Consider the following 21,675-nt stretch of genomic DNA (forward strand, 5'->3'; position numbering starts at 1 on the left):
CCTCAGCCCTTGAGACCGCCCGCGAAGCCCTTGATCACATAGCGTTGCAGGACCACGAAGACGATCAGGATCGGCAGCGCGGCGAGGACCAGCCCGGCGAAGACGAGTCCGTAGTCCGAGACGTACTGGCCGACGAAGGCGAAGATGCCCACCGGCACGGTCTCCTTGTCGGAGCCGCCCAGGTACAGCAGCGGAGTGAAGAAGTCGTTCCAGATGAACACCGCGTTCAGGATGATCACGGTGCCGGTGATGGGGCGCAGCAGCGGGAACACGACCCGGGTGAACGCCTGCCGGTGGTTGCAGCCGTCGATCAGCGCGGCCTGCGCGTAGTCCGGCGGCAGCGCGCGGATGAACCCGGTGTACAGGAAGACGGTGAAGGGCAGCTGGATGCCGGTGTAGAAGAGCACCATGCCCTGGTACGTGCCGAGCCAGCCCAGGTCGTCGACGAGTCTGTAGAGCGGGATCATGCCGAGCTGGAACGGCAGCACGATGCCCAGCAGGAACAGGATGTACAGACCGTAGCCGAGGCCGCGGGCGCACCGCGCGAGGTAGTAGGCCCCCGTGGATCCGAGGACGATCAGCAGCAGCAGACTGACCGCGGTGATGACCGTGCTGTTGACCAGGGCGGGCCCCAGCGAGGCGGAGGACCAGGCGTCGCCGAAGTTGCCGAAGGTGGGCGGCGAGGGCAGCGAGAGGGGCGATTCGGAGATCTGCCGGGGGTCCTTCATCGCCAGGGTGATCAGGGCGTACACCGGGAACAGGAAGACCACCGCGACGGCGATCATGACCAGTTCGAGGAGGTACTGCCCGTACCGCGGCCGGCGGCGTCCGTGCCCGGGTGCCGGTGTTCTCGGGCTCGTCGAGGTGCTCACGCGGTGACCTCCCTCGCACGCAGGTAGCGGAGCTGGACCAGGGAGACGGCGGCGACGAACAGCGCGAGGACCAGGGCCACAGCGGTGCTGTAGCCGAACTTCCCGTAGACGAAGGCCTCCTTGTACAGGACGGTCGACAGCGTCTCGCTGGAGGTGCCGGGTCCGCCGTTGGTGGCGGCGTATACCTGGTCGAAGAGTTTGAGTCCGCCGATGGTCGACAGCATCAGGTTGATCGTCAGCGCCGGGGCCAGCAGCGGCCAGGTGACATAGCGGAAGCGCTGCCAGGAACCCGCCCCGTCGATCCGGGCGGCCTCGTGGAGTTCGGCGGGTACGCCCTGGAGTCCGGCCAGGAAGACGACCATCGAGTAGCCCGCGTACTGCCACACGACCATCGCCGCGACGGACCACAGGGCGAGCGAGGGATCGCCGAGCCAGTCCTGACGCAGCCCGCCGAGCCCGACCGCACCGAGGAGACCGTTCAGGCCGGCGCCGTTCTCCGGGTTGTAGACGTACTTCCAGAGGATCGCGACCATGACGGGGCTGACCACGGCCGGAGCGAAGAAGACCAGCCGCAGTAGCGCGCGGGACTTGATGTTGGTGTGGACACCGAGTGCGAGCAGCAGGCCGATGCCGTTCTGGACCACGACCACGGCGACGGTGAGGAGCAGGGTGTTGCCGACGGACTCCAGGGCCCGGCCGTCGTCGAGAAGGGTGCGGAAGTTCTCCGTCCCGGTGAAGGAGAATCCGCCGATCCCGGACCAGTCGGTGAAGGCGTACATCACCCCGGCAAGGCTCGGGTAGAGCACGACGATGCCGTAGACGACGAGCGCCGGGACGACGAAGAGCCAGGGCGGGACGGTGTGGTCGCGGTGCCGGACCGGGCGGCCGCGACCGGCCCGCGGACGGTCCCCGGCCGTGCCGGCCGGGCCGGGGACCGTCTTCTCGGAGGTGCTCGTCACGACTTCTTCCCGTAGGCCTCGTCCATCTGCCCCAGCGCGCCGTCGACGTCCGTCTTGCCCGCGAGGAGGTTCTGCACGGCGGCGAAGTGGGCGGGCTGCACCTCGGCGTTGGGCCAGCTCTGGTCCATGAAGGGGACGGCCCGGTTGCCGTCGATGAGGGGCAGGAAGCCGTCCAGGACCGGGTCGGTCTTCGTCGAGGCGCCGCGCTTGAACGGGATCGCGGCCACGGACTGCGCCCAGCGGTCGACGTTCTCCTGCTTCCCGAGGAACTCGATGAACTCCTTCGCCGCGGCCGACTTCCCGGTCCGCGCGGACACCCCGAGCCCGACGACGATGCCCGCCGGGATCCACAGGTCCGCGGCGTCGTCGCCGCCGGGGAAGGGGAACATACCGAGGTCGTCCGGATTCCGGGCGGCCTGGCGGAAGTTGGCGAGCACGGCGGAGACCTGGACGGCCATCGCCGCCTTGCCGCTCGCGACCATCGAGGTCTGCTGCTCGTACGTCGTACCGTTGGGGTTCTCGTTGAAGAAGCCCCGGCGTTGCAGCTCCTGGTACTTGCCCATCGCATCAGCCCACCCGGAGCCGCGGAAGTGCGCCTTGCCGGAGGCCATCTCGGCGTCGAAACCCGGGTTCTTCGCATAGACGGCGTTGGGGACCAGCGCGTAGGTGATCAGCTGGGTGACCCAGGGCGTCTGCGTGCCGAGCGCGATCGGGATGATGCCCTTGGCCTTCAGCTTCGCGCAGACGTCGAGGAGTTCGCTCCAGGTCTTCGGCGGTTCGACCCCGGCCTCGGCGAAGGCCTTCTTGTTGTGGATGGCGCCGATGACGCTGCTTCCCGCCGAGTACAGATACGTTTTTCCTTCGTGCCGGTAAGCGGGGTGGAAGTTCGCCGGGACCTCCTTGGCCCACGGCTGCGCGCTGAGGTCGGCGAGCAGTCCGGCCTTGGCGAGCTCGACCATGGACATGGCGCTGCCGCTGCCCGGATAGAGCACATGGACATCGGGGGCGTTGCCCCCGGCGAGCTGGGTGCGTACCACCGTCTGCACCTGGTCCGTGGGCGCGAAGGAAGTGGTGAACCCGTCGTCGGGGTGCGACTTGCGGTAGAGGGCGACGAGCTCCTCTATCGGCTTCTGCTGGTCGGCGACGCCGACGACGCGCAGCTTGCCGGAAGCGCCGCCGGAATCCGAGCAGGCAGTCAGAGCGGTCGGAAGGGCGGCGAGCGCCGCGACCCCGCCGCCGATCCGGAGGAACCCCCGGCGGCCGACCGTGCTGCGGTCGGGCCGGAAGCGAGAACCCGTCGTCATGGTGTGTCCTCCTCGTACGAACGGGCGAACGATGGTTTCGCCGCCGGTCCTGATGTGCGTCGGCTCGGAGTGAGGGACGGCCGCGGCCGGTCCGCCCCGGTCGGGTCGCCGACCGGGGGATGGGCCGCGGTGAAGCGGTAGGCACCCGAGGAGACCCGGTAGAGCACGTGGTCGGCGGCGGTCGACACCGCCGTGATGTGGCGGTCCCCGACATCCGGGACCAGGCCCGATTCGCGCACCGACCCCGGGTCCGTCGTGGGCACGTACACCTCGGCGGTGGCGCCTGGCGGCACCAGGACACGCAGGGCGATCCGGCCGCCCTGCCGCTCCCAGGTCACCGAGACGGTGCCGCGGACCGACTCGTAGCGGGCGCTCGCGTGGCGGAGCCCGCCGGGGCGCGGCCGGATCCGCAGTGTCCGGTACCCGGTGGAGTCCGGTGCCTGGTCCAGGCCGGCGACACCGCGGTAGAGCCACTCGCCGACGGAGCCGAGCGCGTAGTGGTTGAAGGAGTTCATCGACGGCGCCCTGAATCCGGTGCCGGGGGTCCACCCGTCCCAGCGCTCCCAGATGGTGGTGGCGCCGTGCCGCAGCGGAAACCGCCACGACGGCACCTCGTCGCGGAGCAGCAGTGCGTGGGCGAGATCGGCCCGTCCGTGGGCGTCGAGTACGGGCGCGGCGAGCGCCACTCCGAGAAAACCGGTCAGCAGGGCCGGACCCGCCGACTCCACGAGTTCGGCGAGACGGCGGGCGGCGGCCCCGACCAGCCCGGCGGGCAGCAGCTCGAAGGCGAGCGCCAGGAGATACCCGGTCTGGGTGTCGCCCGCGACGCGCACGCGAAGGCCCTCCAGGGCCTCCTCGGCGGTGACGAAGTGCTCGGTGAACGTGCGGCGGATGTCGTCCGCGAGCCGGTGGTAGCGCTCTGCGGCATCCTTCCGCCCAAGGGCCTCGGCGGCCCGTGCGGTGAGCCGGGCACTGCGCGCGAAGTACGCGGTGGCGACCACGTCACGCGGCGTGGGAGTGCCGGGGGCGAGCCAGTCCGAGAAGTGCGGGCCCACCCGATGGCGCCAGACCAGTCCGGGGTTGTGACGGTGGATCAGGTCGACCCAGGCGCACATGCTCTCCAGGGACCGGGCCAGGAACCGGGGATCGTCGTAGACGCGGTAGAGGTGCCACGGGATGATCACCCCCGCGTCCGCCCAGCCGGGCGCACCCTCGTCGGCGACTCCCACGAGGCGCGGGGCGACATTGGTGAAGCCGCCGTCCGGGGTGCGGGCGTCGTCGACGTCGCGCAGCCACTTGGTGAAGAACGCGGCGACATCCGCGTTGAGCGCGGCCGTCGGCAGGAAGACCTGCGCGTCGGCCAGCCAGCCGAGCCGCTCGTCGCGCTGCGGACAGTCCGTGGGGACACTGACGAAGTTCGAGCGCTGCCCCCACGCCACACAGTCGTGGAGCCGCCTCAGTTCGGCGTCCGAACAGTCGAATTCCCCGGCCCACGGCGTGTCGCTGTGCAGCGCCACGGCGACGACATCGGACTCGGTCAGCTCCGGGATGCCGCTGATCTCCGCATACCGGAACCCGTGATACGTGAAGCGCGGCTCGAACACGATGTGCTCGCGGCCGTCCCCGACGAGCACATCGGTCGCGGCGGCGGTGCGCAGATTGGCGGTGTACAGCCGCCGTGACCCGTCCAGCACCTCGGCGTGCCGGATCACCACCCGTGCCCCGGCGGCGAGGCGACGGACCGTCAGCCGTACGCGTCCGGCGAGGTTCTGGCCGAAGTCGACGACGTGGATGCCGGGGGAGACGCGTTCGACCGAGCACGGGCGCAGCTCGGCCATCGCCCGGACGGGCTCGTCGGCGGACGCCACCAGCAGGCGGTGATCGGTCTCCGTGACCAGCGCCGGGGACCAGCCGGAGTCGTCGAAACCGGGCAGCTCCCACCCGTCGGCTGCACATCGCAGATCGTGGCATTCGCCCATCAGCAGATCCGCGTGGCGGATCGCTCCCGTGCCGGTGCGCCAGGTCTCGTCGGTGGCGATCACGGAGCTTCGGCCGTCCGGTCCCGTCAGGTGGAGTTCGGCCAGGAACTGGGGGGACGAACCGTAGTGCGCCCCGGCCCGGCGCGGCTCGAAGCCCACGAAGCCACTCCACCAGCCGTCGGCGACGGTGGCCGCGAGGACGTTCTCGCCCTCCCGCAGCAAGGCGCTGACGTCGTACGTCTGGTACTGGACGCGGTGGCGGTAGTCGGTCCAGCCGGGGGCCAGCTCGGCGTCACCGACCCGTTCGCCGTTGAGCCGCAGCTCGTACAGACCGCGCGCGCTGACATGGACGCGGCCCCGGGCACCGGCGGGCACGGTGAAGGAGCGGCGCAACAGGGGGCACGGGGCGAGCCCGTGGTCGTCCAGCGCGAACTCGCCCTCGGTGGGGGCGTCCATGACGCCGACCGGACACGGGCCCTGGGCGATCCACACGGCACGCCACTGGTCCGCCCGGGTGAAACCGGTCTCGAACCACGAGTCGGCCTCGGCCGGCGCGTCCGATCCGGCAGGCCACACCGAGACCCGCCAGTGGAAGCGGGTGAGGCCAAGGAGCGCCGGCCCCGCGTAGTCGACGGCCGTCGCACCGGGACCGGTGACCCGGCCGGTGTCCCAGAGGAGTTGACCGCCGTCGTCCAGATCCTCGGCGCGCCGGGCGACACGGACCCGGTACGCCACCGGGTCGTCCCCCCGGAGGTCGGAGGCCAGCCGCCAGGAGAGCCGGGGCGCGGGTTCGTCGATGCCCAGCGGGGTGGCGCGGTGCTCGCAGCGCAGCGCGTACGGCCGCAGCCTCCGGACACCAGAACGGCCCGCCGTCCGGCCCTCGGCGCGATGGCGGGCGGGTGCACCCGCTGTCGGGGAACCGGACACAGCACGTCCTTCCGTCGCACCGAATTTCCCGATGTGAAATCTAACGTTAATTCTGTGGCGTGGAGACTATGAGCCGCTCCAAGGGGTGTCAAGGGTGTCGCCGGGCTGTCGTCGGCCACTGCGGAAAAGGTTGGTGTATCCCCAACTAACCGCCTGTGAACGGCAAAATGACCATACGTGGGTAGTCTTGTGGCGCATGATTCCCCTGTGATATTCACGCTGTGATTACCACATGGACGGGCGTGAAATCACGCGCCGATCCCACCTCGTACCGGGCGGAATTCCGTTCGACGAAGGGACGAGTTTCATGCAAATGAACAGTGGGTCAGGTGGTACTGGAGTGTTCGGAAGACGCTTGATGCTCGGCGGAACGGTCGGGATGGCCCTGGCCGCGGCCGGCCTGTCGGCGGGCAGGGCCTGGGGTGACGCGCACTTCCGCGAGAACCCGTTCACCCTGGGGGTGGCATCCGGCGACCCGTGGCCGGACGGAGTCGTGCTGTGGACCCGACTCGCCCCCCAGCCCCTCGCGCCCGACGGAAGCGGCGGCATGCCGCCGTACGCCGTCGACGTGCAGTGGGAGGTCGCCCGCGACGACCGCTTCCGGTCCGTCGTGCGCCGGGGGCGGACCCGCGCGGTGCCCGAACTCGCCCACTCCGTCCACGTCGAGGTCTCCGGACTCCAGCCGGGCCGGCACTACTACTACCGCTTCCGCGCCGGCGGCACGCTCAGCCCCGTCGGCCGCACCCGCACCGCGCCTCCGCCGCACAGCCGGCCCAAGGAGCTCGACTTCGCCTTCGTCTCCTGCCAGGCGTGGTTCGAGGGCTTCTACACCGCCTACCGGCACCTCGCCGAGGAGGATATCGACCTGGTCCTGCACCTCGGCGACTACATCTACGAGAACGCCATCGACGCCATGGGCGGCGTACGCAACGTCCCCGTCGCCGCCGAACTGCGGCCCGAGCCGATGAACCTCGTCCAGTACCGCAACCGCCACGCCCTCCACCGCTTCGACCCCGACCTGATCGCCGCCCACCAGGCCCACCCGTTCGCCCTGGTCTGGGACGACCACGAGGTCGAGGACAACTGGGCGGGCGACAAGTCCAAGGCCGACAACGAACCCGACCAGGACCCGGCGGTCTTCCGCGAGCGGGCAGCCGCCGCGTTCCAGGCGTACTACGAGCACCTGCCGCTGCGGCTGCCGAACAAGCCGAACGGCTTCGAGGCCCGGATGTACCGCCGTCTGCGCTACGGGCGGATGGCCACCTTCCACATCCTCGACACCCGGCTCTTCCGTGACGACCAGCCCTGCGGCGACGGCACCAAGAGCGGCTGCGACGAACGCCTGACGCCGGGCCGCACCATCCTCGGCCCCGAGCAGGAGCAGTGGCTGTACCGCGGCCTCGGACGTTCCGACACGACATGGAACATGATCTCCCAGCAGATCCCCGTGACCCAGGTCGACACCGACCCGGGCCCGGGCCAGGCATTCGTGATGGACTTCTGGGACGGCTACGTGGACGCCCGCCGGCGGCTGTTCAAGGAGCTCACCGACCGCAACGTGAGCAACCCCGTCGTCCTGACCGGCGACATGCACCGCCACCTCGCCTCAGACCTCAAGCAGAACTTCGACGATCCGGGGTCGCCCACGCTCGGCGTCGAGTTCGTCGGCTCGTCCATCTCCACCACCAAGGACGGGATGGACCTGGACCCCTCCGGTGCCAAGCTGCTCGCCGCCAACGAGCACATCAAGTTCACCAATTTCCAGCGCGGCTACGTACGCTGCGAGCTGACCCGGGACACCTGCCGCGCCGATTTCCGGGTCCTGCCGTACGTGACCACCCCCGGCGCGCCCGTCTCGACCCGTACCTCCTACGTGACCGAGGCCGGCCACCCGGGGCTCCAGCAGGCCTGAGGGGACGCGGCCGCCCCCTGCCACGGGAGCGACAGGGGGCGATCCGTGTCCGGGCGGGCTTCACCGCCGCCCGAAGCGGGAGGTGCCGGGGTCAGACGCTCCCGCCGTTCAGCGGCGGGTAGGCGTTGCGTACCAGCTCCCGGAACTGCGCCGAGAACCAGTGGCCCGCGAGCGGGGCACCCGGCAGGGCACCGGACGGGTTGTAGCCGTTGCGGCCGTTCCCGGTGTACGCCGGGTCGCACATCCGGTCGAAGCCCTTGCCCTCGTCGTTGTCGACGGGCTGGCTGTTGCCGTCCGACTCGCCCGGCGGCTTCGCCCAGACGTAGGCGTCGATGCCCGGCTCGGGGGCGGCGGCCGGCCGTTCGCCGACGCCCGCGCCGCTCTGGTTGCACCAGTTGCCGGCATGGATGCGCCGGTCCACCCGGCCGCCGTCGACATAGGCGTCCACGCCGGTCTGCGGTCCCGCGGCGGTGGGCCGGGCCGAGCCGCCCCACCCGTTGCGCGCCGTGTCGATCAGCATGCCGATGCCCGGGGCGAAGCCCTGGCCCACCAGTTCGGTGCGCAGCGCCTGGGCGAACGACAGCTCATCGACGTAGTAGTTCCAGTCCACCCACTTGGACTGGCGCACCGTCGTCCCGTTCACCGTGTCGGTGATCGTGAAATAGGGCTCCTTCAGGGCCGAGTAGTTGGCCGTGTTGACGATGAAACCGTGCACGTCGGAGACGGTCGCTCCCTCCGTGGTCGCGGCTTTCCTGAATTCCTGCGCCGCCGGCACGAAGTTGGAGTCCCAGCCGAGCCAGCCATGGTGGGCGGCATCGACGTAGTTGTAGACGTTGGGGATCGCGCCCAGGGTGTGCAGGGCGTAGCCGATGCCCTTCTCGTAGTTGCCGTTCGCCTTCATGGTCGCGCAGGCCTCGGTGGAGCCGGCCGTGCCGCCGGCGTTGGTCACCAGGTTCGGCAGTGAGTCCGGCTCGATGAGGGTGACGATGCGCAGGCCGGCGTAGGCCGGGTCGGCGAGGATGTCGGCGATGGGGTCGATGTACTCGTTCTTGTACCGGTCGATCTCCGTGGGGCCGAGCTCGCCGTTGGAGGCCAGCGCTGCGCAGTCCCTTCCCGGCAGGTCGTAGATGACCACCTGGAACAGGTCGGCGCCCTGCGCCAGTGCCGTGTCGAGATGCGCGCGCAGCCCCCGTGCGTCCCCCGTGCCCGCGATGGCCGCGATGCGGTCCATCCAGACGAACGAGGGTTCGTCGGCGATGGCTCCACCGCCCGGTTCGGCGGCGGCCCTGGCGGACCAGTCGGGATTCACATAGGGAGTGGCGCCCGCGTAGGGGTTGTCGACCCGGGCGGCTGCCGACGCCGGTGCGGGAAGAGCGACTGTCAGTGCCGCGCCCAGGGCGAGGGCGGAGAGCGCGGCGAGCCTTCGGCGCGTCCCGCGCGAAGTGGTGCCTGTCCTTCTCATTGCGGCTCCAGGTTTTCTCGGGTGCCCGCGGGTGGTCGGCCCACGGGCCTCGGGATGTGTCGTACCGGGGCAGCGGCTCGGGGCGCACTGCCCCACACCGGGCCCCGCGGCTCAGGGGGTGACCATCGGTGTGGCGTGGTGGGGGGAGAGGTGCCGGGCGACGAACGGGGTGTGCACGGTGCGAACGGGCCCCACAGATGGCGGAACCCGGCGTTCAGGAACGCTCCCGCGGTCGGACCCACGACCGTCGCTGTGTGCGACTCTTGACTGTGGGAGCGCTCCCAAGGTGACGCAGTGACACGCACCTGTCAACACTTGAATCAGAACCGCCTCCCGGACGCAGGAGAAGCGAGGGCGATCGGGCACGAAAGACCCTAGGCGAGGGGCGGTCTCGTACCGAACCGGAGATGACTGCTCCGCCCGCGGCGCGTCACACCGCCCGCGGAACGGCCGACGCCCCCTCCATCGACGGATGAAGGGGGCGTGGGGTGCGTCCTGGTTCCCGGCCGGCAGGGCGCAAAGAGGGGCGCGGCTCAGGATTCGCGCGTCGCCGCCATTCCCAGGGTGATCAGGCCGAGCACCACCCAGCCGAACCAGAGCCAGCCGCTGCTCCCCAGCGCCACCGTGTAGGCGGTGACCACGACCAGCGCGGTCAGCGTGAGCACTCCCATGGCCTTCGTGGATCCGGACATGCCCGCACCCTCCTCATCGGCCGTGCGGCCGTGGATGCCATCGTCACCCCTGAGGCATGCCCACCGCTACTGCCCGCGCGCCTGCAATGAGGCGAGATAGGCGTTGTACGCCTGCAGCTCCTGGTCACCGTCACGGTCGGCCCGACGGTCCGAGCGCTTCGCCGTCCGCTGCTCGGAGCGGTACCACTGGAAGACCAGCGCGATCAGCACCAGCACCGACGGGATCTCGCTGAAGGCCCAGGCGATACCGCCCGCCCAGCCCTGATCGCTCAGCGCATCGATGCCCAGCGAGGCCGGCGGATGCTTGTACGTTCCCACCATCGGCGTCGTCGCCATCATCAGGGCGATGCCGAAGAACGCGTGGAACGGCATCCCGGCGAACAGCTCCAGCATCCGCATCACATAGCCCGGTCGGTGCGGCCCCGGGTCCACGCCCATGATCGGCCAGAAGAACACCAGGCCGACCGCGAGGAAGTGCACCATCATCGCGATGTGACCGGTCTTCGAGCCCATCAGGAAATCGAAGAGCGGGGTGAAGTACAGCCCGTACAGGCTGGCGATGAAGATCGGGATCGTGAAGGCCGGATGCGTGATGATCCTCATGTACCGGCTGTGCAGCAGCTTGAGCAGCAGCTCGCGCGGCCCCGTGCGGCCACGGCCCGCGACCGGCAGCGCACGCAGCGCCAGGGTCACCGGGGCGCCCAGCAGCAGCAGGATGGGCGACAGCATGCTGATCACCATGTGCTGCACCATGTGCACGCTGAACATGACCATGCCGTAGTCGTTGAGCTTGGTGCACATCACCAGGGCGATGCTCAGCACGCCGACGACGAAGAACACGACCCGGCCGACCGGCCAGTCGTCCCCGCGTCTGCGCAGCCGCAGCACCGCGTACCCGTACAGGCCGATGGCGAGAACACAGCCGACGAGGAAGAAGGGGTCCGCGGAGAATTGGAGCCCACGTCCCAGCGTGAACGGCGGCAGATCCATGTTCATGCCGTGCCCGCTGTGATCCATCTGTTCACTCCTGCTGGGGGCGTCCCCGTTTCGTGCCGGTTATCCCGACCAGAGTAGAACTGCCCCCGGCCGCAGCTGCGGCCGGGGGCAGTTCATGGGACGGGGTGTCGCTCAGAGCACGCATTCCGCCTCGGCGTACCGCTCGGCCGGGACGGTCTTCAGCGTCTCCACGGCCTCGCCGAGCGGCACCATCACGATGTCCGTGCCGCGCAGCGCCGTCATCATGCCGAATTCGCCGCGGTGCGCGGCCTCCACCGCGTGCCAGCCGAAGCGGGTGGCGAGCACCCGGTCGTACGCGGTCGGCGTGCCGCCGCGCTGCACATGGCCGAGGATCACCGGGCGGGCCTCCTTGCCGAGGCGCCGCTCCAGCTCGCCGGAGAGCTGCGTGGCCATGCCGGCGAACCGCTCGTGCCCGTAGATGTCCTTGGTGCCCTGCTCGATCTCCATCGACGTGCCCTCGCGGGGCTTGGCGCCCTCCGCGACGACGACGATCGCGAACTTCTTGCCGGCCGAGAAGCGCTTGCCGACCACTTCGGTCAGCTCGTCGATGTCGAACGGGCGCTCCGGCACGACGATGGCGTGCGCACCCGCCGCCATGCCCGAGTGCAGCGCGATCCAGCCGGTGTGGCGGCCCATGACCTCGACGATCAGCACCCGCTGGTGCGATTCGGCGGTCGTCTTCAGCCGGTCGAGCGCCTCGGTCGCGACACCGACGGCGGTGTCGAAGCCGAAGGTCACATCCGTGGAGGCGATGTCGTTGTCGATGGTCTTCGGTACGCCGACGATCGGCAGCCCCGCCTCGGAGAGCAGGTTGGCCGCCTTCAGCGTGCCCTCGCCACCGATCGGGATGATCGCGTCGAGGCCGAGATCGGAGACATGGCCCCTGGCCTGTTCCACGCCGCCTCGCAGATGGGCGGGCTGGACCCGGGAGGAGCCGAGGATCGTGCCGCCCCGGGCGAGGATGCCGCCGACCGCGTCGAGGTCGAGCTTGCGGTAGTCGCACTCCAGCAGGCCCTTCCACCCGTCGTGGAAGCCGATGACCTCGTCGCCGTGGTCGACCACCGCACGGTGCACGACGGAACGGATGACGGCGTTGAGGCCGGGGCAGTCGCCGCCGGAGGTGAGCACACCAATTCGCATTGCCCGGGAAACCTTTGCAACGTGGGCCGACGACCGGACCACGTCGTCCGGTTGGATCCCCGCCACCCTACCGGCGCAGGGTGGCGGGACCGAACCGGGCGTCCGCCTGCTGGACTCCGCTCAGAAGAGCGAAATGCGCCTCATCAGGCGGGCTGCGTGGCCGAGGCGATGCGCTCGGCGCGCAGCGCCTCGTACCAGCGGTCGTCCGTCGGCGGCAGCGCGTTCACATCGAGGGCCAGCTTCAGCAGCAGGTCCGCGATCAGCGGGTTGCGCGCCATCACGGGGCCGTGCATGTACGTACCGAAGACGGTGTCGTTGTACGCGCCCTCGGTGCCGTCACCGGTGCCGTTGCCCCGGCCGAGCTGCACCCTGGCGAACGGCCGGGCCGTCGGGCCGAGATGGGTGACGCCCTGGTGGTTCTCGAAACCGGTCAGCGGCGGCAGACCGAGGTGCGGGTCGATGTCGGCCAGTACGTCACCGACGCACCGGTCCCCCTCGCCACGGGTGGAGATCACGTCGAGCAGCCCGAGGCCGGGCTCGCGCTCGCCGAGGTCGTTGATGAACTCGTGGCCGAGGATCTGGTAGCCGGCACAGACCGAGAAGATGATCGCGCCGTTGGACGCGGCCCGGCTGAGCCCGCCGTCGCGGCGCAGCCGCTCCGCGGCGAGCCGCTGCGGCCGGTCCTCGCCGCCGCCGATCAGATAGATGTCGCCGGACGTCGGGACCGGCTGGTCGCTGCGTACGTCGACGCGCTGCACGTCGAGACCGCGCTGCCGGGCCCGGCGCTCCACCACCAGGGCGTTGCCCTGGTCGCCGTAGGTGCTGAGGAGGTCGGGGTAGACCCAGACCAGACGCAGACCGTTGTTGCTCATGCTTCGTCCTCTCCGGAGGTGGCCGGGGCCGGGGTCAGTTGCCGACACGACGGCGCAGATCCTGGAAGGCGGTGTAGTTGGCGATGACCTCGATACGGCCGGGCGGGGCCTGCTGCACGGCCTCGTCGAGGTTCTCGCAGACCCGGAAGTCGAGACCGGCCACTTCGAGGCGGACGGCCAGGTCCAGCTTGCGGTCGCCGAGCACGAAGATCGGGTGACCGGCGAGCTGGGTGTAGTCCACGTCCCACAGCCAGGAGGTGTCCGTGCCGTCCGCGCCGCGGGCGTTGACGGAGAGGATCACCGGCGTGGGCGGCGGGTCGATCAGGGAGAACGTTTCGAGCCAGCCCGCCGGGTTCTTCGCCAGCAGCAGCCGCAGCTCACGGCCGAGGAAGGACACCACGTCGTAGCGGCCCGCGACGGCCTGCACCTGGTACATCCGCTCCAGCGCGACCTGCGGCGGCACACCGAAGACGGCGGCCACGGCGGCGGAGCTGGTGGCGTTGGCCTTGTTGGCGCGACCGGGCAGCTGGAGGTGGATCGGCCAGGCCGAACCGTGCGGGTCCAGGACGTAGTCGCCGTGCAGGACCCAGCTGGGCGCGGGCCTGCGGAATCCGCACTCGCCGCAGAACCAGTCGTCGCCGGGGCGCTGCATCACACCGCCGCAGGCGGGGCAGGACCAGGCGTCGTCCTTCCACGCCTGTCCCGCCGCGACCCACACCACATTGGGGGAGGAGGAAGCAGCCCAGACGATCAGCGGGTCGTCCGCGTTCGCGATGATCACGGCCTTCGAGCCGGACAGCCCCTCACGCCACTTCTCCGCCAGCATCCGGGTCTCCGCCGCGCGGTCCAGCTGGTCGCGGGAGAGGTTGAGCAGCGCGATCACCTTCGGCGTCGTGTCGCGCGCGACCCCGGCGAGGTACTTCTCGTCGACCTCGATCACGCCGTACTGCGCGTCCGAGCCGCCCGCCAGCGCCGAGGTGATGCCCGCCGGCATGTTGGCGCCGAGCGCGTTCGACACGACCGGGCCCGCGGCCCGCAGTGCCTCGGCGATCAGCCGGGTGGTCGTCGTCTTGCCGTTCGTCGCCGACACGAGGATCACGTCCAGGTGCTGCGCCAGCCGCCCCAGCAGGTCGGGGTCGAGCTTGAGCGCCACCCGGCCGCCGATCACCGATCCGCTGCCGCGCCCGGCGGCTCGTGACACCGCCGCCGCGGCCTTTCCCGCCGTCACGGCCAGCTTGGCCCGCGGCGACAGCGGCTCCGTGTTGCCTGCCATCGTCCTAGATCCTCCTTGCATCGGTCCACGCCCAGCCTATCGATGTCCGGCGCGGCGACCGCACCCTGGCACCGCCGGGAAGGTGGAGGTCACGTGGAACGTACGATTGCGGCCATGCGAAACCGCCCGATCCCCGGCAGTTCCGGACTGATTCGTGCCATGAGCCTGCTCGGTGATCCGGTGCTGCACGGGACCTGTGAACCCGTCACGGACTTCGGTCCCTCCCTCGCCCGTCTCGTCGAGGACATGTACGCCACGATGTACGCGGCCGAGGGCGTCGGCCTCGCGGCCAACCAGATCGGCGTTCCGCTGCGGGTGTTCGTCTACGACTGCCCGGACGACGACGATGTCCGGCACCTCGGGCATCTCGTCAACCCGCGGCTCGTCGAGGCCGACGGCATCACCGTGCGGGGCCCGGAGGGCTGTCTCTCACTGCCCGGCCTCGAAGCGGCCACCCCGCGGTTCGACCGGGCCGTCGTCGAGGGCTTCACCGTCGACGGCGAGCCGGTCCGGATCACCGGCACCGGCTTCTTCGCGCGTTGCCTCCAGCACGAGTGCGACCATCTCGAAGGCGAGGTCTACACGGACCGGTTGACCGGGCTGCGCCGCAGGAGGGCGCTGCGCGCGGCCCGCCGGGCGCCCTGGGCGCGCACCGGCTGACCGCTTCCGCGGTCTCAGAATCCGGGGCCGCCCGGCCGGTCGCCCGCGGCGGAGAGCCTGCCCCACAGCAGATCGGCCAGACTGCTCACCAACTGCTCGCGGGAGCAGGGGCGTTCGCCCAGCCACCAGTCGCCCGCCGCGTGCATCATGCCGACGATGCCATGGCCCCAGATCCGCGCCATGGCCTCGCTGTCCGGGCCCAGGTCCACCCGCTCGGCGATCACCAGGGCCAGCTCCTCGCCGAGCCGGCGCAGCAGCGGCGCCGAGTGCCGTCCGACGTCGAAGCCCTGCTCCGTGGCGGGCGCCGCGTCGTCGGCCGGGTGCATCAGGAAGCGGTAGACCTGCGGCCGGGCCTCGATCGCCGCCAGATAGGTGTCGAGCGTCGACTCGACGCGGCGGCGGCGCTCGGCGGGGGCGTCGAGTGCGGCCCGCAGGGCGATCAGCAGGGCGTCGGTGTGACGCTTGGCAAGGGCGCGATAGAGCCCGCCCTTGTCGCCGAAGTGCCGGTAGAGGATGGGTTTGGTGATGCCGGCCTCGGCCGCGATGGCGTTCATCGACGCCCCTGGCCCGTCTCTGAGCACCACGCGGTCGGCGGCTTCGAGCAGCTCGCGGCGGCGGCTCTCGGCCGCTGTCCGCTGGCGCTCTGCCTGTCGTGTGCTCTCCATGTCGCCTCTCCCCGCCCCTGGCTGTGCAAATGCGTCCTGCCTGCGCAACGTAACACCCTGCCCGGCGCGGCGCGGAGGGGAACCGGGGCGGTTGACAGGGGCTACTTGTCGGTAACAGACTGCGGTTACCGCAAGTAACGAGTGGTTTTTTCACGGCAGTACGTGGAGGGGAACATGGCGGAGTTCACGCTCGAACTCAACGATGACCAGAAGCAGGTCCGTGACTGGCTTCACGGCTTCGCCGCGGATGTGATCCGTCCGGCGGCCTCGGAGTGGGACGAGCGTGAGGAGACGCCCTGGCCCGTCATCCAGGAGGCGGCCAAGGTGGGCATCTACTCCCTCGACTTCTACGCCCAGCAGTTCTTCGACCCGACGGGGCTCGGCATCCCGATGGCGATGGAGGAGCTCTTCTGGGGGGACGCGGGCATCGCCCTGTCCATCGTCGGTACGGGCCTGGCGGCCGTGGGCGTCCTCGCCAACGGCACCGAGGAGCAGATCGGGACCTGGATCCCGCAGATGTACGGCGATGCCGACGACGTGAAGGTCGCGGCCTTCTGCTCCTCCGAGCCGGACGCGGGCTCCGACGTCGCCTCGATGCGCACCCGCGCGGTGTACGACCAGGCCAAGGACGAGTGGGTGCTGAACGGCACCAAGACCTGGGCGACCAACGGAGGCATCGCCAATGTCCATGTCGTCGTCGCCGTGGTCGACCCCGAGCTGGGTTCCAAGGGGCATGCCTCGTTCATCGTCCCGCCGGACACCCCCGGCCTCTCCCAGGGCCAGAAGTTCAAGAAGCACGGCATCCGCGCCTCGCACACCGCCGAGGTGGTCCTGGACGATGTCCGGATTCCCGGTCACTGCCTGCTCGGGGGCAAGGAGAAGCTCGACCAGCGCCTGGCGCGGGCCCGCGAGCGCGCCGCCTCCGGTGGCGAACGGGTGAAGAACGCCGCGATGGCCACCTTCGAGGCGTCCCGCCCCGCGGTCGGCGCGATGGCGGTGGGTACCGCCCGCGCGGCGTACGAGGTGGCGCTGGACTACGCGAAGACCCGCACCCAGTTCGGCCGTCCGATCATCGACAACCAGGGCATCGCCTTCCAGCTCGCCGACATGCGTACCCGGATCGACGCGGCCCGGCTGCTGGTCTGGCGCGCCTCGTGGATGGCGACCACCGGCAAGCCGTTCACCTCGGCCGAGGGCTCCATGTCCAAGCTCTACGCGAGCGAGACGGCGAAGAAGGTCACCGCCCAGGCCGTCCAGATCCTCGGCGGCAACGGCTTCACCCGTGAGTACCCGGTGGAGCGGATGCACCGGGACGCGGCGATCTACACGATCTTCGAAGGCACCAGCGAGATCCAGCGCCTGGTCATCGCCCGCACCCTCTCGGGCATGCCGATCCGCTGAGACCGTCCCGCCGGGGCTGTCCCCGGTCGCCGGACAGGCCAGGAATCCGGCCCGTCCGGCGAACGGGGACGCGGTGCGTCAGGCCGGCAGGAGGGACTCGATGGCCGTGACGAGCTCGGGCGACTCCGGCTCGACGCGCGGGCGCAGCCGCGCGACCGGCTCGCCGGCCGGGGAGATCAGGAACTTCTCGAAGTTCCACTGGACGTCGCCGGCCTCGCCGTCCGCGTCCGCCAGCCGGGTCAGCTCGGCGTAGAGCGGGTGGCGCCCTTCGCCGTTCACCTCGGTCTTCTCCAGCAGCGGGAAGCTGACGCCGTACGTCGTCGAGCAGAAGGTCTGGATGTCCTCCGGGCTCCCCGGCTCCTGGCCGGCGAACTGGTTGCACGGCACACCGAGTACGGTGAAGCCGCGGTCCGCGTACTCGTTCTGGAGCTTCACCAGGCCCGCGTACTGCGGGGTGAGCCCGCACTGGGACGCGACGTTCACCAACAGGACCACCTTGCCGCTGTAGTCGGCCAGTGAGGTGGGCTCGCCGGTGAGGGTGCGCAGCGGGATGTCGTGCAGCGTCATGAGGGTCTCCTCGTAGATGTGACTTCCGCAGCCATTGTCACGCCCCGGACCGGTCCGTACGAAGCCGGTCGTCGGCCGCCCGGAGCCCGTGCACGCCGCCGACCTGCGGGACTCCCGCCACCGCGTCGAACGCGGCATGACCCCGATGAGCGACCCGCGTACGGTTCGCGCCGGGTCCCGAACTCCAGTGCCCCGCCCAGGAGATCGTCACCCGGCGCTCGCGTCGTCAACGGGAGGGCACAGGGTGCGCGGAACCGATCGCCTTGTAGTAGAGCGTCGTCGGCCTCAGGGCTCCGGCCGGGTCCCCGGCGTAGTCCGGGATCGAACCGCACTCCGTCCAGCCGGCCGAGCGGTAGAGCCGCTCGGCCGGGCTTCCGCTCTCGGTGTCCAGGACCAGCAGTGTGACGCCGGTTCCGGCGGCCGAGCGCTCGACGGCGTCGAGCAGCGACCGGCCGACGCCCCGGCCGCGGGCCGACGGACGCACCATCAGCTTCGCCACCTCCGCACGGTGGCGGGCGTTGGGCAGCCGGGCCGGGACCAGGCCGATGGTTCCCGCGACCCGCTCCGCGTCACGGGCGATCCAGACCTGAAGGAGGCCGGCCTCGACGGCCCCGGCCCTCTCCCGCCACCAGGCGGCGGCCGTGTCGCGGTCCAGCGGCGCGAGGAAGCCCACCGACGACCCGCCGTTCACGGTGTCCACCAGGAGAGCCGCCAACTCATCGGCGTAGGTGATCAGTTCGGGGCCGCCCACGGGGACGATCTCGGTCATGTACGGAGTCCTTTCGCAGCCTTCACGGCCTTCGCGGTCTGCCCGGCCGTCATGGCAGAACGATCATCAGGGCATAGCGGACCTGCTCCGGTCCCGGGCAGTGGAAGCGCGAGGGGCCTCGGAGCCGGAACCGGAGACAGTCGCCGCTGCGCACCGTGTGCACCGTGCCGTCCACGGTGATCTCGACCGTCCCCTCCAGGACCCAGACGTGCTGCTCCACACCGGACACCGGTGCGTTCTCGTACGCGATGGCGGCCCCCGCGTCGAGGACGCCCTCGACGATCTCCGCGCGCAGGCCGGTGTGCGGTGGCGACACCGAGCGGCGTACGAACCCCGACGCCTCGTCCCGCCAGACCGGTTGCCGTGCGGCCGGGACGAGTTGCGGAGGATCCGCCTCCACCTCCAGCAGCAGCCGGGACATCGTCCGTCCGTGGACCGTGCACAACGTGCCCAGCAGGGCGGCGGTCGGGCTCAACTCGCCGCGCTCCAGCCGGGACAGCGTGGAGCGGCTCACTCCGCTGCGCCGCGAGAGCTCGTCCAGGGACCAGCCGCGTTCGGCGCGCAGTTCGCCCAGCCGTGCGGCGAGCCGGGCATCGACGGATCCGGGCCCCGGCTCTTCGATTTCTCTCATCATGGAGATGATATCCCTGTCCGGAGATGGGTCGTGTCAGGGTGTCGCTCCGGAAACGGTCGTTCTGCCGACCGGGCGCCGCCGTGTCACCCTTGTTCGGGGAGGCTCCGGTGGCCACTCGGTCCACCGGGTTGCTCGTCCACCCCAGGAGGCCGCAATGGCAAGTACCGTCAACGGGCCGGGCGCGGCGCCCCACGCCGCCCAGACCTCGAACCACCCCTTCCGGATCGGCTGGACCGCCTTCGCGGGGGTCCTGATGATCTTCGGTGGAGCGATGGCGATCTTCGAGGGAATCGCGGCCATCGCCAAGAGCAACGTGTTCGTCGCCACGCGTGACTACGTGTTCCGCTTCAACCTCACCGGCTGGGGCTGGATCCATCTCGCTCTCGGCATCGTCATCGTGCTCGCCGGTTGCGCGCTGTTCACCGGGGCCGCCTGGGCGCGTGTGGTGGGCATCGTGCTCGCGGGCCTGGGCGCAGTCGCCAACTTCCTCTGGCTGCCCTACTTCCCGCTCTGGTCCCTCGTGCTCATCGCCATCAACGTCTTCATCATCTGGGCGCTGTGCGCGAATCCGCAGGAGGAGGGGAAGAGCGCCTGAGGCCGTGGCTGCGGCGCCATCCGGACGTCGCCGTCACGCCCCGCGCCCGCGCCGATACCCACGGTGCGGGCGGGTGATCACGGAGGGCCGGGCGGACAGGGGACCGAGGACGATCCCTCCGAAAGGACCCGTCCGGGATTGGACGCTCATGGACCGATACCCGCCCATAGCCGAACACGGGCTGGTGGGGGACCTGCAGACCGCCGCGCTGGTCTCCTCACAGGGGGTCGTCGACTGGTTCGCCGCCCCGCGCTTCGATTCCCCCAGCATCTTCGCCGCACTGCTCGACCACGACGGCGGCGGCTTCTTCCGGCTGGCGCCCGACGACCCCGAGATCACCTGCCGGCAGCTCTATTACCCGGACACCGCGGTCCTGGTCACCCGCTTCATGTCCCCGGACGGCGTCGGAGAGGTGCTCGACTGGATGCCGCCCGGACGCACCGGGACCCCCACCGACCGGCACACCCTGGTACGGGCCGTGCGCGCGGTACGCGGGACCGTACGGTTCGCCATGGAGTGCCGGCCCCGGTTCGACTACGGCCGGGCCACCCACACGCTCGAACCGGTCCCCGGGGGAGCCGTGTTCCGGGCGCCGGGGATCGCGGCCCACCTCCGGGCCGCGTTCCCCGTGGCACGCGACGGCCGGGACGCCGTGGGCGAAGTGGTCCTGGGCGTCGGCGAGTCGAGCGTCGCGGTCCTCACCGTCTGTGCGGCGGACGGTCCCGCGCCACCCGGGCCGACCGTCGGCGCCTTCACGGAACAGCTCTGGGAGACCGTCGACTTCTGGCAGCGGTGGGTGCGCGGCTCCCGCTACCGGGGCCGCTGGTCCGACATGGTCAACCGTTCCGCCATCACCCTCAGACTGCTCACCTACGCCCCCTCCGGGGCCCCCGTCGCGGCGGTGACCATGGGCCTGCCCGAGCAGATCGGGGGCGAACGCAACTGGGACTACCGCTACACCTGGGTCAGGGACGGCGCGCTGTCGGTCCGGGCCCTGCTCGACCTCGGGTTCGTGGACGAGGCGATCGCCTTCACCCACTGGCTCGGCGACCGGCTACGGGAGGACACCGGCGAGGAACCCCTCCGGATCATGTACCGCGTCGACGGGGAACCCCTGCTGAGGGAGGAGATCCTGACCCACTTCGAGGGCTACCGGGGCTCGTACCCGGTACGGCTCGGCAACGCGGCAGCCGACCAGTTGCAGCTCGACATCTACGGCGAGGCCCTCTACGCCCTGTCCGAGGGCCGTGAGGTGGGCATCCAGGCGGGCTACCGGGGCTGGCAGGTCGTGGCCCGGACGCTCGACTGGCTCGTGGACTCCTGGGACCGGCCCGACGAGGGCATCTGGGAGACCCGCGGCGGACGGCAGGACTTCACCTACAGCCGGGTGATGTGCTGGGCGGCGTTCGACCGCGGTCTGCGCCTGGCGTCCGAGCTGAGCCGGCCCGCCGACACCGCCCGGTGGACCCGGGCCAGGGACGCGGTTCTCGAACAGGTCATGGAACGGGGCTGGAGCGAGTCCGAGCAGGCCTTCGTCCAGTACTACGGCGGCGGAGTGCTCGACGCCTCACTGCTGCTGATGCCCAGGGTGGGGTTCCTCGCCCCGAAGGACCCGGGCTGGCTCGCCACACTCGACGCCATGGACCGCACACTCGTCTCCGACAGCCTCGTCTACCGCTACGACCCGGCGGCATCCCCGGACGGACTGCGGGGCTCCGAGGGCACGTTCAGTCTCTGTACGTTCCTCTACGTGGACGCCCTGGCCCGCGCGGGCCGGCTGCGCAAGGCCCGCTACACCTTCGAGAAGATGCTCACCTACGCCAACCATGTCGGTCTGTTCGCCGAGGAGATCGGCCCCTGCGGCGAGCAACTCGGCAATTTCCCGCAGGCGTTCACCCACCTCTCGCTCATCACGGCGGCCCGCACCCTGGACGAGGCGCTGGACGCGGCGCACGCCAGGGAACGCGGCTGACCG

General features: G+C 70.5%; 18 protein-coding genes and 1 pseudogene. 5 read left to right on the forward strand and 14 right to left on the reverse strand.

The features are described from left to right. Window positions 1-2: 2 nt before the first annotated feature. From ACWCPY_RS22300 to ACWCPY_RS22315, 4 genes are read right to left on the reverse strand one after another with little or no spacing between them, the layout of a single operon-like run. Window positions 3-872 (reverse strand): carbohydrate ABC transporter permease, encoded by an 870-nt coding sequence (locus ACWCPY_RS22300; RefSeq protein WP_451267507.1) that lies wholly within the window; start codon window positions 870-872, stop codon window positions 3-5. Then, window positions 869-1,831, reverse strand: a complete 963-nt coding sequence (locus tag ACWCPY_RS22305) for a carbohydrate ABC transporter permease (RefSeq protein WP_451267509.1) — start codon at window positions 1,829-1,831, stop codon at window positions 869-871. Before ACWCPY_RS22305 ends, ACWCPY_RS22300 begins: the two co-directional genes overlap by 4 nt. Continuing rightward, the gene (locus ACWCPY_RS22310; protein WP_451267511.1) at window positions 1,828-3,135 is read right to left on the reverse strand and encodes an extracellular solute-binding protein; all 1,308 of its coding nucleotides are present in this window, start codon (window positions 3,133-3,135) and stop codon (window positions 1,828-1,830) included. Before ACWCPY_RS22310 ends, ACWCPY_RS22305 begins: the two co-directional genes overlap by 4 nt. After that, a complete protein-coding gene (locus tag ACWCPY_RS22315) occupies window positions 3,132-6,041 on the reverse strand; it encodes a family 78 glycoside hydrolase catalytic domain (RefSeq protein ID WP_451267513.1) in 2,910 nt (969 codons plus the stop codon). The genes ACWCPY_RS22310 and ACWCPY_RS22315 overlap by 4 nt, the downstream gene beginning before the upstream one ends. A gap of 313 nt (window positions 6,042-6,354) precedes the next feature. Between ACWCPY_RS22315 and ACWCPY_RS22320 the strand changes: the two genes are divergently transcribed. Next, entirely contained in the window at window positions 6,355-7,953 is a 1,599-nt protein-coding gene (locus ACWCPY_RS22320; protein WP_451267515.1) for an alkaline phosphatase D family protein, read from the forward strand. Window positions 7,954-8,053: 100 nt separating this feature from the next. Here the strand turns inward: ACWCPY_RS22320 and ACWCPY_RS22325 are convergent. From ACWCPY_RS22325 to ACWCPY_RS22350, 6 genes and pseudogenes are all read right to left on the reverse strand, one after another. Further along, window positions 8,054-9,415, reverse strand: a pseudogene (locus ACWCPY_RS22325) (glycoside hydrolase family 6 protein); the annotation flags it as partial. A gap of 533 nt (window positions 9,416-9,948) precedes the next feature. Continuing rightward, window positions 9,949-10,107: a hypothetical protein gene (locus tag ACWCPY_RS22330; protein WP_107408259.1), complete on the reverse strand. Its 159-nt coding sequence runs from the start codon at window positions 10,105-10,107 to the stop codon at window positions 9,949-9,951. A 66-nt stretch (window positions 10,108-10,173) separates the two neighbouring features. Further along, window positions 10,174-11,124 (reverse strand): cytochrome c oxidase assembly protein, encoded by a 951-nt coding sequence (locus ACWCPY_RS22335; protein ID WP_451267517.1) that lies wholly within the window; start codon window positions 11,122-11,124, stop codon window positions 10,174-10,176. 111 nt (window positions 11,125-11,235) lie between these two features. Next, complete coding sequence (locus ACWCPY_RS22340; protein ID WP_362452501.1) at window positions 11,236-12,264, reverse strand: 6-phosphofructokinase; 1,029 nt, start codon at window positions 12,262-12,264, stop codon at window positions 11,236-11,238. 143 nt (window positions 12,265-12,407) lie between these two features. Next, window positions 12,408-13,136 carry a type 1 glutamine amidotransferase gene (locus ACWCPY_RS22345; protein ID WP_451267519.1) on the reverse strand — a complete coding sequence of 243 codons (729 nt, stop codon included), beginning with the start codon at window positions 13,134-13,136 and terminating at the stop codon, window positions 12,408-12,410. 34 nt (window positions 13,137-13,170) lie between these two features. Beyond that, window positions 13,171-14,409: a MurT ligase domain-containing protein gene (locus ACWCPY_RS22350; protein ID WP_451267521.1), complete on the reverse strand. Its 1,239-nt coding sequence runs from the start codon at window positions 14,407-14,409 to the stop codon at window positions 13,171-13,173. A gap of 114 nt (window positions 14,410-14,523) precedes the next feature. Here ACWCPY_RS22350 and def point away from each other — a divergent pair, with 114 nt between their 5' ends. Further along, window positions 14,524-15,069 carry a peptide deformylase gene (gene def, locus ACWCPY_RS22355; RefSeq protein WP_451267523.1) on the forward strand — a complete coding sequence of 182 codons (546 nt, stop codon included), beginning with the start codon at window positions 14,524-14,526 and terminating at the stop codon, window positions 15,067-15,069. A 14-nt stretch (window positions 15,070-15,083) separates the two neighbouring features. Here the strand turns inward: def and ACWCPY_RS22360 are convergent, their stop codons facing one another. Continuing rightward, window positions 15,084-15,734, reverse strand: a complete 651-nt coding sequence (locus tag ACWCPY_RS22360) for a TetR family transcriptional regulator (RefSeq protein ID WP_362452505.1) — start codon at window positions 15,732-15,734, stop codon at window positions 15,084-15,086. 174 nt (window positions 15,735-15,908) lie between these two features. On the opposite strand from ACWCPY_RS22360, the gene ACWCPY_RS22365 reads away from it, so the two are divergent. Then, window positions 15,909-17,135: an acyl-CoA dehydrogenase family protein gene (locus ACWCPY_RS22365; protein ID WP_451267525.1), complete on the forward strand. Its 1,227-nt coding sequence runs from the start codon at window positions 15,909-15,911 to the stop codon at window positions 17,133-17,135. A gap of 78 nt (window positions 17,136-17,213) precedes the next feature. On the opposite strand, the gene ACWCPY_RS22370 is transcribed toward ACWCPY_RS22365, so the two are convergent. The 3 genes from ACWCPY_RS22370 to ACWCPY_RS22380 all read right to left on the reverse strand — a co-directional run bounded on the left by ACWCPY_RS22370 (window position 17,214) and on the right by ACWCPY_RS22380 (window position 19,102). Continuing rightward, entirely contained in the window at window positions 17,214-17,702 is a 489-nt protein-coding gene (locus tag ACWCPY_RS22370; RefSeq protein ID WP_451267527.1) for a glutathione peroxidase, read from the reverse strand. Between the two features lie 226 nt (window positions 17,703-17,928). Beyond that, complete coding sequence (locus ACWCPY_RS22375) at window positions 17,929-18,471, reverse strand: N-acetyltransferase family protein (protein ID WP_451267529.1); 543 nt, start codon at window positions 18,469-18,471, stop codon at window positions 17,929-17,931. 49 nt (window positions 18,472-18,520) lie between these two features. Continuing rightward, window positions 18,521-19,102 (reverse strand): helix-turn-helix domain-containing protein, encoded by a 582-nt coding sequence (locus tag ACWCPY_RS22380; protein WP_451267531.1) that lies wholly within the window; start codon window positions 19,100-19,102, stop codon window positions 18,521-18,523. Window positions 19,103-19,259: 157 nt separating this feature from the next. Between ACWCPY_RS22380 and ACWCPY_RS22385 the strand changes: the two genes are divergently transcribed. Together ACWCPY_RS22385 and ACWCPY_RS22390 are read left to right on the forward strand one after the other, a co-directional pair. Continuing rightward, the gene (locus tag ACWCPY_RS22385; protein WP_451267533.1) at window positions 19,260-19,700 is read left to right on the forward strand and encodes a DUF7144 family membrane protein; all 441 of its coding nucleotides are present in this window, start codon (window positions 19,260-19,262) and stop codon (window positions 19,698-19,700) included. A 112-nt stretch (window positions 19,701-19,812) separates the two neighbouring features. Further along, window positions 19,813-21,672 carry a glycoside hydrolase family 15 protein gene (locus ACWCPY_RS22390; RefSeq protein ID WP_451267638.1) on the forward strand — a complete coding sequence of 620 codons (1,860 nt, stop codon included), beginning with the start codon at window positions 19,813-19,815 and terminating at the stop codon, window positions 21,670-21,672. The last annotated feature ends 3 nt before the right edge of the window (window positions 21,673-21,675 follow it).

The organism is Streptomyces sp. NPDC002403 (assembly GCF_053593015.1).

What these genes read in the sequence shown, in the direction of transcription:
- ACWCPY_RS22380 (WP_451267531.1), bottom strand. Translation starts at nt 19,102, where the DNA reads ATGAGAGAAATCGAAGAGCCGGGGCCCGGATCCGTCGATGCCCGGCTC.
- ACWCPY_RS22320 (WP_451267515.1), top strand. Translation starts at nt 6,355, where the DNA reads ATGAACAGTGGGTCAGGTGGTACTGGAGTGTTCGGAAGACGCTTGATG.
- ACWCPY_RS22335 (WP_451267517.1), bottom strand. Translation starts at nt 11,124, where the DNA reads ATGGATCACAGCGGGCACGGCATGAACATGGATCTGCCGCCGTTCACG.
- ACWCPY_RS22345 (WP_451267519.1), bottom strand. Translation starts at nt 13,136, where the DNA reads ATGAGCAACAACGGTCTGCGTCTGGTCTGGGTCTACCCCGACCTCCTC.
- ACWCPY_RS22375 (WP_451267529.1), bottom strand. Translation starts at nt 18,471, where the DNA reads ATGACCGAGATCGTCCCCGTGGGCGGCCCCGAACTGATCACCTACGCC.
- ACWCPY_RS22350 (WP_451267521.1), bottom strand. Translation starts at nt 14,409, where the DNA reads ATGGCAGGCAACACGGAGCCGCTGTCGCCGCGGGCCAAGCTGGCCGTG.
- ACWCPY_RS22360 (WP_362452505.1), bottom strand. Translation starts at nt 15,734, where the DNA reads ATGGAGAGCACACGACAGGCAGAGCGCCAGCGGACAGCGGCCGAGAGC.
- def (WP_451267523.1), top strand. Translation starts at nt 14,524, where the DNA reads ATGCGAAACCGCCCGATCCCCGGCAGTTCCGGACTGATTCGTGCCATG.
- ACWCPY_RS22330 (WP_107408259.1), bottom strand. Translation starts at nt 10,107, where the DNA reads ATGTCCGGATCCACGAAGGCCATGGGAGTGCTCACGCTGACCGCGCTG.
- ACWCPY_RS22310 (WP_451267511.1), bottom strand. Translation starts at nt 3,135, where the DNA reads ATGACGACGGGTTCTCGCTTCCGGCCCGACCGCAGCACGGTCGGCCGC.
- ACWCPY_RS22385 (WP_451267533.1), top strand. Translation starts at nt 19,260, where the DNA reads ATGGCAAGTACCGTCAACGGGCCGGGCGCGGCGCCCCACGCCGCCCAG.
- ACWCPY_RS22340 (WP_362452501.1), bottom strand. Translation starts at nt 12,264, where the DNA reads ATGCGAATTGGTGTGCTCACCTCCGGCGGCGACTGCCCCGGCCTCAAC.
- ACWCPY_RS22370 (WP_451267527.1), bottom strand. Translation starts at nt 17,702, where the DNA reads ATGACGCTGCACGACATCCCGCTGCGCACCCTCACCGGCGAGCCCACC.
- ACWCPY_RS22365 (WP_451267525.1), top strand. Translation starts at nt 15,909, where the DNA reads ATGGCGGAGTTCACGCTCGAACTCAACGATGACCAGAAGCAGGTCCGT.